Raw genomic sequence first — 15,384 nt, 5'->3', positions numbered from 1 at the left:
CCAATAGGCGCCGCCGTGGCAAACTTCTGGCCATGAATGCAACGCTGCACACCAACCACGGCGACATCAATATCGTCCTCTTCCCCGATGCCGCCCCGAAGACGGTGGAGAACTTCGCCGGCCTCGCTCGTGGCACCAAGGAATACAAGGATGACGCCGGTCGTACCAGCCCTACGCCGTTCTACGACGGACTGATCTTCCACCGCGTGATCTCCGGCTTCATGCTGCAAGCCGGCTGCCCGCTGGGTAAGGGCGTCGGTGGCCCCGGCTACAAGTTCGACGACGAGATCTCCCCCGACAAGGACTTCCGCGCTCCGTACATGCTCGCGATGGCCAACGCCGGCAAGGGCACCAACGGCTCGCAGTTCTTCATCACCGTGGCCCCGACCACCTGGTTGCAGGGCAAGCACACCATCTTCGGCGAGGTCGCCGACCAGGCCAGCCGCGATGTCGTGGACAAGATCGGCGCCGTGCGTACCGGTGGCTCGGACAAGCCCGTCGAAGATGTCGTCATCGAGTCCGTCGAGATCACCGACTGATCTCTTGATTCGGTACGCCGGTGAATTCGTCGCCTTGAGGCACTAATTCACCGGCGTCGGTCGTTGAGGAACCAGTGAGCACCCCACCGCAACAGACGGCGCCCGTCTGCCCCAGGCACCCCGACCGGGTGGCGTACGTGCGCTGCCAGGTGTGCGGACGGCCCACCTGCCCGGACTGCCAACACCCCGCCCCCGTCGGCATCCACTGTGTCGACTGCCTGCGTGAATCCGCAAAGTCCCAGCGCAGCCCGATGACGGTTTTCGGTGGACGGCTGGCGGGCGGGCGTCCGGTCGTCACCATCTCGCTGATTGCCATCTGCTCGGTCGTCTGGTTGCTTCAGCAGGTCGACTCCTCGATCACCGCGAGCTTCTTCTACGCCCCGTTCGAGACCGGCGACCAGCCGTATCGGCTGATGACCGCGACCTTCCTGCACGCTCAGGGCACCCCCACGCACCTGCTCTTCAACATGTTCGCGCTCTGGATCGGCGGGCAGTTCCTCGAGCCGGCCCTCGGCCGGGCACGCTTCCTGGCGATCTACCTGATCTGCGGGTTGGGCGGCTCGGTCGGGTATGAGTTGCTCGCCAGTGCGCCGACCGTGAACACCGTCAACGGGTCGTTCGGCTGGTACACACCTACCCTTGGCGCCTCCGGCGCGATCATGGGCCTGTTCGGCGCGGCGATCGTGGCCAACAAGCGGCTCGGGGTGCCGATCGGCGGTCTTGCCACGATCGTCGCGATCAACATCGGTATCGGCTTCGTGGTGCCCGGCATCGCGTGGCAGGCACACCTGGGCGGGGCCGTCGTGGGCCTGGTCTGCGGCGCGATCGCAACGTTGCTCGGCAGTAGGTACCGCAACCTGCAATGGCCCGCGTACGGCGCGGTGGTCGTGGTGCTGATCGTGCTGGCCGCCGTGCGGTTCTCCAGCGTTCCGATGCTGACCGCGGCGCTCGGCGGCGGGTGAGGCAGTGCTGGAGCATGACCTGCCACCACCCGAACGGGCGTACGAAGTTACACGCGTGTGGTTATCCCCAACTGGGGATAACACTGTGGACAACGTAGTGGCAGGTCGCCAGGCGCCCGGAGCGGTGCTACTTCCAGCGGGTGGTCATCAGGAAGCCGGCCATCACCAGGGCGAAACCGATGCCCAGGTTCCAGACGACCCCGATCCCGGGTGCCGGGTATTCGCCCTGGGCCAGGTAGGTCACGACGAGCCACAGCAACCCGAGCACCATCAAGGTGACCATCGTCGGCACCCAGTACTGCGGGTTGTCCCCGGTGGTCACCCGCACCTTCTGCGCCGTCGTTCGGCGGGTCAGCTCATCGGCGGCTGCCGAACGGGACACTGAACCCGAGGACTTGGACTTCTTCGCGGCCTTCGAAGTCGATGACGCTGCAGTTGATGACGCTGCAGTCGAAGATGCGGACTTCGGGTCGGCGGACGAGGTCGACGGGTCCTTGCTGGACTTACTCACGGGGAAATCTCCTAGGTCGGGCATCGCTAAGCTAGAGAGTAGATCACCGGTGACCACCGGCACGATGTCGAAATGGTGGGCAACAGCAGGAGTGTGGGGATGTCCGGTCTGGCCCGTGTCCGCCACACGCTGCGGCGCGGACGATCGGCGCCACGTCGGCGACGTACCCGCTGGGCCGTCGCCGTTCCGGTCGCGGCAGTAGGCGCGGGGGCGATCTTCGGAATCAGCGCGGCCACCTCGCAGGGCACCGACCTGCGGCCGGCGACGCGCAACCTGGTACAGGTCGTGCGCAACGGCGACCGGACGGTGCAGGAGAAGGCCGCCGAGGTCAAGGCCCTGCAGGCGTCGGTCAATGCACTGAGCGCCGCACGCGCGCCCGGTTCCGCGAGGATCGCGGCCCTGCGACGTCAGGGCGACGCGATCGCCGCCAGAGCCGGGATGACAACAGTCAGGGGTTCGGCAGTATCGGTGACGCTGGACGACTCGCACCGCGACCCGTCCACCCTGCCCGCCGATACCGACCCCAACTGGCTGCTCGTGCATCAGCAGGACGTGCAGGGCGTCGTCAACGCACTCTGGCGCGGTGGCGCAACCGCGATGACGATCATGGACCAGCGGGTGATCTCCACCTCAGCGGTGCGGTGCGTGGGCAACACTCTGCTGCTGCAGGGCCGGGTCTACTCCCCGCCCTTCACCATCACCGCCATGGGCGACCAAAGCAGGCTGCGCAGTGCCCTGACCCAGGACGATGCGGTGAGCAACTTCCGCGATTACGTATCGCTGGTCGGGCTCGGCTACGCGGTGCGCGACCTGGATGCCAAGAGTTTTCCGGCCTACGACGGCAGTACCCAACTGCGATACGCAACGAGCTATGAGGATGCGCGATGACAGCCGAGACCCGGATCCTGGTGATCGACAACTACGACAGTTTCGTCTTCACGATCGTCGGTTATCTGGAACAGCTCGGTGCGCAGTGCACCGTCGTGCGCAACGACCGCATCGATGTCGCCCAGGGCGCACAGTACGACGGGGTGTTGATCTCTCCCGGGCCCGGCACCCCGCAGGGAGCCGGGATCTCCATGGCGATGATCGAGGCCTGCGCCCAACGCGCGCAACCGATGCTCGGGGTGTGTCTGGGCCACCAGGCATTGGGCGTGGTCTTCGGAGCCACGGTCGATCGGGCACCGGAGTTGCTGCATGGCAAGACCTCCCAGGTGCAGCACGACGCGAGCGGGGTGATGGCCGGACTGCCCTCGCCGCTGCGTGCGACGAGATACCACTCGCTGACCGTCGTACCCAGCACGATTCCGGACGACCTGGTCGTCAACGGCCGCACCGATACCGGCGTCGTGATGGCCCTGCGACACAGAACCCTGCCGCTGCACGGGATCCAGTTCCATCCCGAATCGGTGCTGACCCAAGGTGGCCACCGGATGTTGGCCAACTGGTTGGAGATCACCGGGATGCCGGACGCGGTCGCCCGTAGCGCCGGCATGGCCCCGTTGGTGCGCGGACTGGAGGAAGCCGCGGGTGGGGCATGCTGACCGGATGCACTACGCCGGCCTAGACCTCGCTTGGGGCACCAGGAGTCCGACCGGGGTCGCCGTCCTGGACGACGCCGGCTCCCTGCTGCACCTGTCCGCGGTGCGTACCGACGAGGAGATCGTCGCGGCGCTCACCCCGTACCTCGACGGCGGCATCCTCGTCGGAATCGACGCCCCGCTGATCGTGGTGAACGAGGGGGGCAACCGACCTGCCGAACGCGACCTCAACCGGGACTTCGCCCCGTTCCAGGCCGGTGCCCACCCGGCGAATCTGGCGAACCCGGCGTTCGCGAACGGCACCCGGGCAGCCCGGGTATGTGCCCTGCTCGGCCTGGACATGGACCCTGACTCCCGCGCCGCAGATCGTGGGATCGAGGTCTACCCGCACCCAGCAACCGTGGCGCTCTTCGAGCTCGGCCGGACCCTGAAGTACAAGAACAAGCAGGGCCGTTCGATGGCCCAGCTACGCGAGCAGCTACTGATCCTGATGCGCCGGTTGGAATCGCTCTCGGCCAGTAGCCCCGTGCTGCACCTGGTCTCGCATCCTGGATGGAGCGCGCTGGTGACCCATGTCGAGCAGGCCGGCACCAAAGCTGCGCTGCGGGTGGCTGAGGATCAGGTCGACGCGGTCGTCTGCGCCTACGTCGCACTCTTTCGCGAACGTCGGCCGGATGCGACGACCACGTACGGCGACTTCGCGAACGGGTACATCGTCACGCCCACCCTGCCGGTCGGGTTACGACCTTCGCAGCGGATCCCGACCATCGAGGCCACAGTGGACGCGCGGGTGGAGATGGTGCGTCGCGCAACCCAGCAGTACGCCAAGGTGTTCCCGCAGTTGCAGCGTGCAGCCGTGGAGGCGATGGCCATCGTCGTCGGTGTGCTGGACGACGCCGGGCTGAACTACCTGAGCGTCACCGGACGGGCCAAGAGCATCGCGTCGTTCGCCGAGAAGGCCGGTCGTTCCAATGGCGAGGTTCCACTCTTCACCGACCCGACAGCCCAGATCGGCGATGTCATCGGACTACGGGTCATCACCTACGTACACAGCGACGTCGCGTCGGTGGCGGAACTGCTGGCCACTGAAGCCGTGGTCATCGAGGACCGGGACATGGGCGAAGTGACCGCCCGCGAAGGCGGTTTCGGGTACTCCAGTCGGCACCTGCAGATCCTGCTGGACCCGGATGAGCGGGCGGCTCACCCCAGCATCGGAGATCGGCAGATCCAGGTACAGATCCGCACAGTGCTGCAGCACGCCTGGGCGGAGTTCGAGCACGACATCCGCTACAAAGGCACCATCCCGCAGGAACAGCGAGCCGACCTCGACCGCCGATTTACCCTGGCAGCCGGGCTGCTGGAGCTGGCCGACCAGGAGTTCTCCACAATCCGCCAGCGGTTGCAGGAGGGTGTCCGCGAGACCGATGCGCGCACGGCCGACGATGATCCCCGGATCAGCCCGCAGGAACTCGCGGCGTTCCTGGCGGGGGAGTACGCCGACGCCAGCTGGTCACGCCCGGAGCAGTACGCCTGGATCGCCGGCCTGGTGCTCGAGCTGGGCATCACCTCGCTGGCCGAGCTGGCCGAGACCATCCGCGCGGTCGACGCGACGACAATCGACGCCCGGATGGACTACCGCAATCCGGCGGGCGCCGTACGCCGCCTGGACGACGCGCTACTGCTCACCCGCGGCGAGCGGTATGTGCGGCTGCACGGCAACGAGCATCGCGTCGATCGACTGCAACGACGCCTGGCCAAGATCAGCGTGCCGAGCTGACTGCTGCTTCAGCCGGAGTTCGCGGTCGGCGGACTCGCCGATTTGGATGACGTCGAGGAGCCGGAGGGCTTCGTGGAGCTGGGTGGCGTGCTGCTCGGTGGCGGGCTGCTCGGTGGCGGGCTGCTGGACGTGGAAGTCGGCGGTGGCTGCGTGAACGTCGACGTCACCGTCGCGGTCGTGGGCTTGAGTGTGCCGATCGAGAGGGTGATCACCGAGTTCACCGCGACCTTCTGCCCGGCGTTGTCGACCTTGACGACCTTGCCCACCAGGCTGGAGTCGGATGTTTCGACGTTCTGGATCGAGGAGTACAGGAATTTTGCGCGTAGCTCGGTCTGCGCAGCGGCGCTGGTCTTGCCCTTGAGATCGGTCGGCACGGTGACCTGACCGTCGCTGACGTTGAGCACGATCTGCGTTTTCGGTGCGGTGGAATTGGTCGCCGCCGGCGTGGTGCTGGCGACCTGCCCATCGGCGTACTGGGTGTCTGAGACCTTCTGCGGGCTGGGAACGACGTTGAGGAAGCCGGCGTTCTTCAGCATCTGGGTGGCATCCGCCACGCTCTGTCCGGCGACGCTGGGTATCTGCCGGGAGTCCGGACCACTGGACACGTCGATGGTCACCGTGCTGCCAGATGGCGCGTCCGCACCTGCGACGGGAGTCTGCTTCACGACCTCGCCGACGGTGGCGTCATTGGTGACGTTGCGGACCAGGACCCCGAAATTGTCGGCCCGCAACGCCGACTCGGCGGCCCCCTGCTGCAGGTAGAGGACACTGGTCACCTTCACCGACTTGGTGCCGGGTGAATTCTGCGACACCACGTATCCGATGCCGAGGATGGCGAGCAACAGCGCCACGATCGCAGCGATCCAGATGGCGGTCCGCCGAGGTGGTGACTGCGATCCGTCGTACTCAGCCGTGTGGTCGTGTCGCTGCGTTGCCGGGACTGCCTGCGGCTGACGGTCGCCGACGTCACGGTTGCTGAGCGTTGCTGCCGCCGCCGCACTGAGCGGTTCGCCCGTGCGTGCCCGCTGCAGGTCCGCCCGGAAATCCGCCGCCTGTTGGTAGCGGCCCTCACGCGGCTTCTCCAGGGAGTGCAGGGTCACCGCGTCCATCGAGGGCGGCACCGACGGCTCGTACACCGATGGAGCCTTCGGTGGATCGGTGATGTGCTGGTAGACCAGGCTGACCGGCTCGCCGACGAACGGCGTACGACCGCTCAGCAGCTCGAACAGGACGCACCCGGCGGAGTACAGATCGGAGCGGGCGTCGACGGTTTCGCCCTGTGCCTGCTCCGGTGACAGGTAACGCGCCGTCCCGACGACGGCCTGCGCCGAGGTCATGGTCGCGCCGGTGTCGGCCATCGCGCGGGCGATGCCGAAGTCCATCACCTTGACGCTGCCGCCCCGGGTCAGCATCACGTTGGCTGGTTTGATGTCACGGTGGACGATGCCCTTTTCGTGGGAGTAGTCCAGTGCCGACAGGATGCCCATCGCGATCCGCGCGGCCTCGTCGGGGGCCAGTTTGCCCTCCTCGTCGAGGATTTCGCGCAACGTCTCGCCTTCGATGTACTCCATGACGATGTAGGGCACGTCGATGCGGGCCCCGCCGGTCTCCAGGAAGACATCCTCACCGGAGTCGTAGACGGCCACGATCGCGTGGTGGTTCAGGCCAGCGGCGGACTGCGCCTCACGGCGGAACCGGGTGATGAACGAAGAGTCGCGGGCCAGGTCCGAGCGCAGCATCTTGATGGCAACGGTGCGTCCCAGACGCGTGTCGTGGCCGAGGTGGACCTCGGCCATACCGCCACGACCGATGAGCTCACCGACCTCGTAACGACCGCCGAGGATGCGGGGGGTGTCGGTCACCGGAACTCCTTCGGCGACGCGCCGGGGTGGCCGAGCGTCACAATCTGGATGGGCTTGGTGAAGTTTTCCGTCGGTTGCGAGGGCGAGGAGCCCTGGGTGAGCACGATCGCCACCACGACCCCGATCACGATGACCAGGGCGACGACAGCGAGCAGCATGAAGCGGCGTGACCGGCCCCGGCCGCCATTCGGGTCCGCAGATGAACTGCCGGTTGCCTGCTCGCGATGGTGCACTGCGGTGCGGGGCACCGCAGTGGCCCGGGCCGTGCGGGTGGGGGTGGGTGTCGCCGCGGGCGGGGGCACCCGGCGTCCGCCGGCTGCGGACGGGTGGCGGGGCGGTTCGCGGTACGGATCAAATCCCATCCGGGCGCTGTCGTCGATTGCCTGACGCAATGCTCGGCCGAATTCGGCGGCTGAATCCGGACGTAGGTTCGGGTCCTTCTCCAGCGCAGCCAGGACGACCGCACGCACCGGTGGGGGCACGAAGTCCGGCATCGGGGGCGGGAGTTCGTTGACATGGGCCATGGCCAGCGCGACGGGGCTGTCAGCCACGAACGGTCTGAATCCACAGAGCATCTCGTATGTCACGACGCCCAATGCATACACATCGCTGAGCGGGGTCGTCTCGAGCCCGAGTGCGGCCTCGGGAGCGAGGTACTGTGCGGTGCCCATCACCTCACCGGTCTTGGTCATCGCTGCCGACCCAACGGCACGCGCGATACCGAAATCGGTGAGTTTGACGATCCCGTCGGGGGTTACGAGCACGTTGGCGGGCTTGACGTCACGATGCACGAGACCGCTGCGGTGCGCGGTCTGCAGGGCGGTTGCGGTCTGCGAGATCAGGCCGACCGTGTCGGCCGCGGGCATCGGGGAGCGGTCCGCGATGATGCGCGACAGCGGCAGGCCGGGGACGTACTCCATCACCAGGTAGGCGGAGCCCTCGTCCTCGCCGTAGTCGTGAACGGCCGCGATATTGGCGTGCGTCAACGCTGCAGCCAGCCGCGCCTCGGTGCGGAAGCGGTGTTCGAAGCCGATATCGTCGGTGAGTCCGCCGGTCAGTACTTTGACCGCGACGGTACGCCCCAGGATGGCGTCGGTGGCGGTCCAGACCACGCCCATCCCGCCGGCTGCGATCCGGTCGTCCAACCGGTAGCGGCCGCCCAGGGTGTCGCCTTTCCCGACATTCACCGCTGCAGCCCCGCTTCGATGACCTGTTTTGCGATCGGCGCGGCGATCGAGCCGCCACCGGCTTCGGCGCCGTACTTGCCGCCGTCCTCGACGAGCACGGCGATCGCGATCTTCGGGTCGTTGGCCGGCGCGAACGCCGTGAACCACGCGTGGGCGGGCTGGTTGTTGCCGTGCTGCGCGGTGCCGGTCTTGCCGGCGACCTGGACCCCGGGGATCTGGGCCTTGGTGCCGGTGCCGGTGTCGACCACGGCGCGCATCATGGTCGTCAGCTCGGCGGCCACCTGCGAGGTCACGGCAGTGGAGAACAGTTTCGGGTCGGTCGAGGAGATCACCGACAGGTCGCCATCACGCACGTCCTTGACCAGGTAGGGCGTCATCACCTTGCCTCCGTTGGCGATCCCCGCAGCGACCATCGCCATTTGCAGGGGGGTGGACTTCACGTCGAACTGGCCGATCGAGGACTGCGCCAACTGCGGCGGGTTGAGGCCCGTCGGGAATTGACTCGCGACGACCGGCATCGGAATGGTGAGCGGCTGACCGAAACCGAAGCGCTTCGCCTGCGCGGCAATGGCGTCCTGGCCCAGCGTCAGCCCCAGGCTCGCGAACGCCGTGTTGCAGCTGATTGCCAGCGCGTTGGTGAGCGTCGTACGGTCCCCAGGTCCACAGGCTCCCGGGAAGTCGTTGGGCAACGTGGTGCTCGTCTGCGGCAACTTCAACCGGGCCGGCCCGGGAACCGAGGACGACGGGGTGTACTTGCCCGAGGACAGCGCAGCCGCGCCGACAATCAGCTTGAAGGTCGACCCGGGCGGGTAGAGCTCGGAGATGGCGCGGTCCAGCAACGGCTGACCCGAGTTGTTGATCAGGCCCTTCCAGTTGCGCTGGACCTGGGACATGTCGTGGCCGGCGAGCTTGTTGGGGTCGAACGTCGGGCTGGTGACCATCGCCAGGATGGCGCCGGTCTTGGGATCCAGCGCGACCACCGCGCCGACCTTCGAGCCCAGGGCACTGGTTGCTGCCTTCTGCATCTTCGCGTTCAGCGTCAGGTCGACATTGGCGCCTTGCGGTTGGCGTCCGGTGATGATGTCGCTGAAGCGGCGGTAGAACAACTGGTCGGACGTACCCGACAACAGCGCGTTGTAGCGCGATTCGATGCCCGAGGAGCCGTAGATGAAGGAGAAGTACCCCGTTGCCGCGGCGTAGGTGCTGCCCTGGGGGTAGGTACGCAGCCACTTGTATTCGTCTTTGCTGGGTTTGGACACGGCAACGGCCGTTCCGTCGACCAGGATCGAACCACGCTGTCGGGCATACGACTCCAACAGTGTGCGTCGGTTGCCGGGGCGGTTGTCCAGGGCCTTGGCCTGGAAGAACTGGATGCTGGTCGCGGCAATCAGCAGCGCGCAGAACATCGCTGCCACGACGAGGCCCAGGCGTCGGATCGGGGCATTCATCGAATCTTCACCGCCTGGGTGTCGGCCGCCCCGATCGGGGCGCTGCCGAGTTCTTCCGGTGCCGGACGACGGGCTTGATCGCTGATGCGCAGCAGGAGTACGACGATGATCCAGTTCGCGAGTAGGGAGCTGCCGCCGGCCGACATGAACGGCGTGGTGAGGCCGGTGAGGGGGATCACGCGGGTCACGCCGCCGATGACGACGAAGACCTGCATGGCCACCGCGAAACCCAACCCGGTGGCCAGTAGCTTGCCGAAGCCGTCGCGGGCCGCAATCCCCGCGCGTAGCCCGCGCTCGACCAGAACCGCGAACAGCACGATGATCGCGACCAGGCCGACCAGGCCGAGCTCTTCACCGAAGGAGGGGATGATGAAGTCGGAGTTGGCGAAGTAGGTGAGGTCGGGGCGGCCCTTGCCGAGGCCGGTGCCGAGCATGCCACCGCTGGCCATCCCCATCAGCCCGAGCCCGAGCTGGTCGGACAGACCCGGGTTGAACGGGTTGATCCACAGGTCCACCCGCACCTGGAAGTGGGCGAACAGCAGGTAGGCCACGTAGCACCCGGCGAGGAACAGGCCGAGCCCGATGATGATCCATGAACGGCGCTCGGTCGCGACGTAGAGCATCGCGACGAACAGCCCGAAGAACAGCAGCGACGTGCCGAGGTCTTTTTCGAAGACGAGGACCGCCAGGCTGGCCAACCAGGACAGGATGATCGGGCCGAGGTCGCGCGCACGCGGCAGGGGGAAGCCGAGTACCCGTCGGCCGACGAGCGACAACGCATCGCGTTTCTGCACGAGGTAACCCGCGAAGAAGATGACGAAGCAGATCTTGGCGACTTCGCTCGGCTGGAACGACAGCGGGCCCAGGCCGATCCAGATGCGGTTGCCGTTGATGTTGCGTCCCAGGATCGGCGTGAGGGGCAGCAGGAGCAGCACGACCCCGGCCAGACCGAAGGTGAAGGTGTACTGACCCAGTCGTCGATGATCACGCAGGACGATGAGCAGGATCGCGGCCACCAGCACGGCGAGGCCGGTCCAGATCAGCTGCCGGAGGGCCACTCCCTGCCCGATGCTGGTGCCCTTTGCCAGATCCAACCGGTGGATCATCACCAGACCGAGGCCGTTGAGCAGGGTGGCGACGGGTAGCAGGACGGGATCGGCATACGCAGCCTGCCACCGCACCACCAGATGCAGGGCCAGCGCGACCCCTGCGAAACCCACGCCGAGCACGAGCAGGTCCGGCGGCAGGGTGTCGTTGACGGCGAGTCCGACGTCGGCGTACGCCAGCAGCACGATGGCGATCGCGAAGATGAGTAGGAGCAGCTCCACCCCGCGCCGGGTACGGGGCGCACCGGTCCGGATCGCGGTCACCGGACTCACGGACTGCACCCGCCGGGTTGCGCCGCACAGCTGGCTGCCTGGGCGGTCAGGGTCTGCACGACCCGGCGGGCGTCGGCCAGGTCGGTCGCGGTGATAGAGGCGCGCACGCGGGTCTGGTAGTACGGGGGCAGGTCCTGCAGGCGGATGTCGGTGCGTTGGTCGATCGAGTTCAGGTGCAGCGGTCCGATGGTGTCGTGCAGGCCCCGGTAAATGGCGACCGAGCCGTTGCTGTCGGCCACGTAGAACTGGGACTGGGTCCAGGAGTAGGAGACCCACCCGCCCACGGCAAGCACCGCGACGACCAGGACGCCCAGACCGAGCCAGCGGAACCGGCGCAACCGGGACGGGCCCTCCTCGGCCAACACCGGCGGTTCGGCCTCGTCACCGGCCTCGTCGTCAGCGTTGCCGGCTGCAGGTGCGTTGGCCTCCCGACTGAGGGCAGCGGCTTTCTCGGCCGGTGTGGTCGGTGAACTGGGCACGTCGTGCTCGGTGGAGGTCGCGGGTGCGCCGGCTGCACCGACGATCTGCGGGGTGGAGGACGTCGGGTCCAGGGAGTCGACGATGTCGGCGATGACGACCGTGACGTTGTCCCGTGCAGAGGCCTTGAGAGCGATGGCGATCAGTCGGTCGGCAATCTCCCCGGGCATCCCCTCGGAGGTGACGATGTCCTCGATGGTGGAGCCGGCGACATAGTCGGACAATCCGTCCGAGCAGATCAGGTAGCGGTCGCCGATCCGCGCTTCACGGAGCGAAAGGTCCGGCTCGTCGTCGGCGCGACCGGTCAGTACCCGGGTCACGAAGGACCGCTGCGGGTGGTGCTCGGCCTCTTCGGGGGTGATGCGGCCCTCGTCGAGCAACGTCTGCACCAGGGAGTGGTCCTTGGTGATCTGGGTGAATGTGCCGTCCCGCACGAGGTAGGCCCGGGAGTCACCGATATTCGCTATTGCCAGCTTGTTCCCGGTGCGCAGGAAGGCGATGAGCGTGGTGCCCATCCCCTCCAGGTCCGGCTCATCGTCCATCTCATCGCGCAACCGCTCGTTGGCCCGGATGACGGCTTCGCGTAGCAGCGCCAGCGCGTCGTCGGCACCGTGGGATTCCCCGTCCAGGTGCACCAACTCTGCGACGACGGTGGAGCTGGCGGTGTCGCCGGCGGCGTGCCCGCCCATGCCGTCGGCCAGCACGAGCAGGTCCGGGCCGGCATATCCGGAATCCTCGTTGCGGGTCTTGGAGCCGAGCCCGAGATCGGTGCGGGCGGCGTAGCGCAGAGCGATCGACATGGCCTACTTCCTGACCTCGAGGACGGTCTGCCCGATCCGGATACGGCTGCCTTCGCGCAGCGGCACATGCTGGCCGATGGGCTGATCGCCGATGAACGTTCCGTTGGTGGAGCCGAGGTCGTCGACGAACCAGCCGTCGCCGTCGCGGTACACCCGCGCGTGGCGACCGGAGGCGAAATCGTCGGACAGCACCAGGACGCACTCGGGGTTGCGGCCGATCAGCACGCCGCCCTCGGACAGCGGCACGCTGATCCCGCGCATCGAGCCTTCGATGACGGCCAGGTGGGTCGGGCCTCGGCGGACAGCGCGTGGCGGACGACGGTCCGCTTCTGCGCGGGCGGGGGCGCGACGGCCCTCGGTACGCGGAGCGCGCAGTCCGTAGAGGTCCCCACGTAGTACACCGACGATGCTGAAGATGAACGCCCACAACAGCACCAGCAGACCGATGCGGATGACCGTGATGGTCAGCTCGCTCACTTACGGCCACCTTCCTCGAACAGCAGATGGGTGCGGCCCACGGTGATCCGGTCTCCGTCGTGCAGGTGCGCCCGGTCGATGGCGTCGCCGTTCAGGAAGGTGCCGTTGGTGGAGCCGAGATCGCGCACCGTCATCACCAGGTGCGGACCGTCGTTGGTCACCCGGATCTCGCTGTGTCGGCGGGAGATCCCCGGGTCGTCCAGCATGATGTCCGCGTCGTCGTCGCGGCCGATGACGGTGATCGCACCCAGGAGGGGATAGCGGTCGCCGTCGATGACCAGCGACGGCCGCTGCTTGAAACGACGTGGAGCGGCCGGGCTCGGGGTGCGCGGCGTCGGTGCGGGCTCGGCGTAAGGCTGTTGGTAGTCCTGCTGTTGGTAATCCTGCTGGTCGTAATCGTCATGGAAATACGGTTGCGGGGCCGGCTCGTGCTGGGGCTCCTGCCGTGCCGAGGAGGGTTGGAACTCGTCGTACTCACGCGGCTGTGGTCGGGCCGGCCGCCGGTCGTTGTCGACCTGCCGGGCGATGGAGGGGCGCAGGCGGAAGACGCCCGTCTCCAGGTCGGGGTCCTCGGCGAATTCCACGACGATCGGGCCGCCGGGAAGGTACCGCTGCACGTCGGCATGCTCGGTCGCGCTCGCGATCAGCTCGTCGCCGACCTCATCGCGGGCGCGGTCCAGGCGTTCGAAATCGCCGGGGCTGAGGTCGACGGTGAAGAGGTTGGGTACGACCGCGCGCTGGCCCTTCTTGGTGTGCGCCGCACGGTCATCCATCGCGCCGCGCATCTCGGCCGCGATCTCCACGGGCTGGACCTCGGAGCGGAACGCCTTGGCGAACGCACCGTTGACGCCTTCGGACAGCCGACGTTCGAGGTTGGAGAACAAACCCATCGCTGCCTCCCTGCTCCCGGTCGTGGTCTCGGTCGCCGCGACATGCGCCGCAGGCGTTCCCGATCGTAACGGGGCGCCCCATGCTAGAGCCGAAACGACGCCCGGCCCGTGGTGTTCCCAGTGGCGTCGGGAGGGCTCAGTTTGGCGATCCTGGTCTGTACAGGGCAAACTGAGGCGGCACTCGCGCGAGTGGCGGAATAGGCAGACGCGCACGGTTCAGGTCCGTGTACTCGAAAGGGTGTGGGGGTTCAACTCCCCCCTCGCGCACCACGACAGGCTGGTTCACCGGCCTGAATGGCCCGCATCGGACATCCGATGCGGGCCATTTGCTGTCACCTCAGTTGCCGGTGGCCGTGGATCCCAGTCGATAAGGTCTTGCTTCGTGAATCACAGGTGCTCTGCAACACCCGTCGGGGACGTCATGAGTTGTCGGGTGCACCCGCAGTGAAGGCGCTGCTCTACGAAGAGTTCGGGATGCCGCCGACGGTCCGAAACGTCGCAGACCCGATCTGCCCCCGCGATGGCGTCGTCATCGAGGTGCGTGCCACAGGGCTGTGCCGCAGCGATTGGCACGGGTGGGCCGGTCACGATCGCGACATCGTGCTGCCGCACGTGCCGGGTCACGAGTTCGCCGGTGTCGTCGTCGAGGCCGGCCCCGAAACCGGTGCGCTCGTCGGCCAACGGGTGACCTCGCCCTTCGTCTGCGGTTGTGGTGTCTGTCGCACCTGTCTGGCCGGTGCACCACAGGTGTGCGAGAACCAGTTCCAACCGGGGTTCACCGGATGGGGCTCGTTCGCCGAACTGGTTGCGCTGCCGCATGCCGACCTGAATCTGGTGGAGATACCGGCGGATCTGGACTTTGCTACGGCAGCAGCGCTCGGATGCCGCTTCGCCACGGCGTACCGGGCCGTCACCGCGCATGCCCGGGTCCTGCCCGGTGACTGGGTGGTCATCTTCGGGTGCGGAGGGGTCGGACTCTCAGCGACGATGATCGCTGCGTCGCGTGGCGGTCGGGTGATTGCGGTCGACAGTGCGGCACCTGCTCGTGAGCTGGCGGGTCGGTTCGGCGCGGAGGTCCTGATCGACGCCACCGAGCCGCACGTGGTCGAACGGGTGCGCGAACTGACCAATGGCGGGGCCCGCGCGTCGATCGACGCGTTGGGCAGCCGGCTCACCTGCCGCGCCGCGATCGAAACCCTGGCCAGACGCGGTCGGCACATACAGGTGGGGCTGTTGTTCGGCGATGATGCGCACGGCAGCGTGCCGATGGATCGGGTCATTGCCCATGAACTGGAGATTTACGGCAGCCACGGGATGGCGGCTGCCGACTATCCGGCCATGCTCGCCGAGATCGCGACCGGAGCTCTGCGCCCGCAGTCCCTGGTGACTGCCACGGTCGGGTTGGAGCAGTTGGCTGGTCCACGCGGGGCGCTCGCAGTCATGGGTGAGCGGCCACCGACCGGTGTCACGGTCGTCGTTTTCTGAGGGTGCGCGGGGCCTGTTCCCACAGCGCCTGCTCCCAACCCCGGTGCGG

The 15,384-nt window shown here is 67.3% G+C and carries 14 protein-coding genes and 1 tRNA gene; 7 read left to right on the top strand and 8 right to left on the bottom strand.

Translation table 11 applies throughout. The features are described 5' to 3' along the window. Positions 1–32 precede the first annotated feature (32 nt). Both V3G39_02275 and V3G39_02270 read left to right on the top strand, forming a co-directional pair. A complete protein-coding gene (locus V3G39_02275; GenBank protein ID XAS76886.1) occupies positions 33–539 on the top strand; it encodes a peptidylprolyl isomerase in 507 nt (168 codons plus the stop codon). Positions 540–613: 74 nt separating this feature from the next. Continuing rightward, positions 614–1,501, top strand: a complete 888-nt coding sequence (locus V3G39_02270) for a rhomboid family intramembrane serine protease (protein ID XAS76885.1) — start codon at positions 614–616, stop codon at positions 1,499–1,501. A gap of 127 nt (positions 1,502–1,628) precedes the next feature. Here the strand turns inward: V3G39_02270 and V3G39_02265 are convergent, their stop codons facing one another. After that, the gene (locus V3G39_02265; protein ID XAS76884.1) at positions 1,629–2,012 is read right to left on the bottom strand and encodes a cell division protein CrgA; all 384 of its coding nucleotides are present in this window, start codon (positions 2,010–2,012) and stop codon (positions 1,629–1,631) included. 72 nt (positions 2,013–2,084) lie between these two features. Between V3G39_02265 and V3G39_02260 the strand changes: the two genes are divergently transcribed. Genes V3G39_02260 through V3G39_02250 form a run of 3 tightly spaced genes read left to right on the top strand, consistent with a single transcriptional unit; the run spans position 2,085 to position 5,330 of the window. After that, entirely contained in the window at positions 2,085–2,900 is an 816-nt protein-coding gene (locus V3G39_02260) for a DUF881 domain-containing protein (GenBank protein ID XAS76883.1), read from the top strand. After that, complete coding sequence (locus V3G39_02255; protein ID XAS76882.1) at positions 2,897–3,556, top strand: aminodeoxychorismate/anthranilate synthase component II; 660 nt, start codon at positions 2,897–2,899, stop codon at positions 3,554–3,556. Before V3G39_02260 ends, V3G39_02255 begins: the two co-directional genes overlap by 4 nt. Further along, positions 3,543–5,330, top strand: coding sequence for a DUF429 domain-containing protein (locus tag V3G39_02250; GenBank protein XAS76881.1), 1,788 nt, complete (start codon positions 3,543–3,545; stop codon positions 5,328–5,330). Before V3G39_02255 ends, V3G39_02250 begins: the two co-directional genes overlap by 14 nt. Positions 5,331–5,338: 8 nt before the next feature. Here the strand turns inward: V3G39_02250 and pknB are convergent, their stop codons facing one another. Genes pknB through V3G39_02215 form a run of 7 tightly spaced genes read right to left on the bottom strand, consistent with a single transcriptional unit; the run spans position 5,339 to position 13,850 of the window. Then, positions 5,339–7,192 carry a Stk1 family PASTA domain-containing Ser/Thr kinase gene (pknB, locus tag V3G39_02245; GenBank protein ID XAS76880.1) on the bottom strand — a complete coding sequence of 618 codons (1,854 nt, stop codon included), beginning with the start codon at positions 7,190–7,192 and terminating at the stop codon, positions 5,339–5,341. Next, positions 7,189–8,379 (bottom strand): protein kinase, encoded by a 1,191-nt coding sequence (locus tag V3G39_02240; protein XAS76879.1) that lies wholly within the window; start codon positions 8,377–8,379, stop codon positions 7,189–7,191. Before V3G39_02240 ends, pknB begins: the two co-directional genes overlap by 4 nt. Next, positions 8,376–9,827 (bottom strand): penicillin-binding transpeptidase domain-containing protein, encoded by a 1,452-nt coding sequence (locus V3G39_02235; GenBank protein ID XAS76878.1) that lies wholly within the window; start codon positions 9,825–9,827, stop codon positions 8,376–8,378. The genes V3G39_02240 and V3G39_02235 overlap by 4 nt, the downstream gene beginning before the upstream one ends. Then, a complete protein-coding gene (locus tag V3G39_02230) occupies positions 9,824–11,197 on the bottom strand; it encodes an FtsW/RodA/SpoVE family cell cycle protein (protein XAS78159.1) in 1,374 nt (457 codons plus the stop codon). The genes V3G39_02235 and V3G39_02230 overlap by 4 nt, the downstream gene beginning before the upstream one ends. A 5-nt stretch (positions 11,198–11,202) precedes the next feature. Continuing rightward, entirely contained in the window at positions 11,203–12,483 is a 1,281-nt protein-coding gene (locus V3G39_02225) for a PP2C family serine/threonine-protein phosphatase (protein ID XAS76877.1), read from the bottom strand. A gap of 3 nt (positions 12,484–12,486) precedes the next feature. Further along, complete coding sequence (locus V3G39_02220) at positions 12,487–12,960, bottom strand: FHA domain-containing protein (protein ID XAS76876.1); 474 nt, start codon at positions 12,958–12,960, stop codon at positions 12,487–12,489. Further along, positions 12,957–13,850, bottom strand: a complete 894-nt coding sequence (locus V3G39_02215; GenBank protein XAS76875.1) for a DUF3662 and FHA domain-containing protein — start codon at positions 13,848–13,850, stop codon at positions 12,957–12,959. The genes V3G39_02220 and V3G39_02215 overlap by 4 nt, the downstream gene beginning before the upstream one ends. Positions 13,851–14,033: 183 nt before the next feature. Between V3G39_02215 and V3G39_02210 the strand changes: the two genes are divergently transcribed. Both V3G39_02210 and V3G39_02205 read left to right on the top strand, forming a co-directional pair. After that, positions 14,034–14,120, top strand: a tRNA-Leu gene (locus V3G39_02210). A gap of 123 nt (positions 14,121–14,243) precedes the next feature. After that, on the top strand, positions 14,244–15,335 hold the full coding sequence (locus V3G39_02205; GenBank protein XAS76874.1) for a zinc-dependent alcohol dehydrogenase family protein: 1,092 nt from the start codon (positions 14,244–14,246) through the stop codon (positions 15,333–15,335). The last annotated feature ends 49 nt before the right edge of the window (positions 15,336–15,384 follow it).

Source organism: Dermatophilaceae bacterium Sec6.4 (assembly GCA_039636865.1).
Classification (GTDB): domain Bacteria; phylum Actinomycetota; class Actinomycetes; order Actinomycetales; family Dermatophilaceae; genus Allobranchiibius.
The sequence above is the reverse complement of the archived record's forward strand: the minus strand, read 5'-3'. Positions and strand labels throughout refer to the sequence as shown.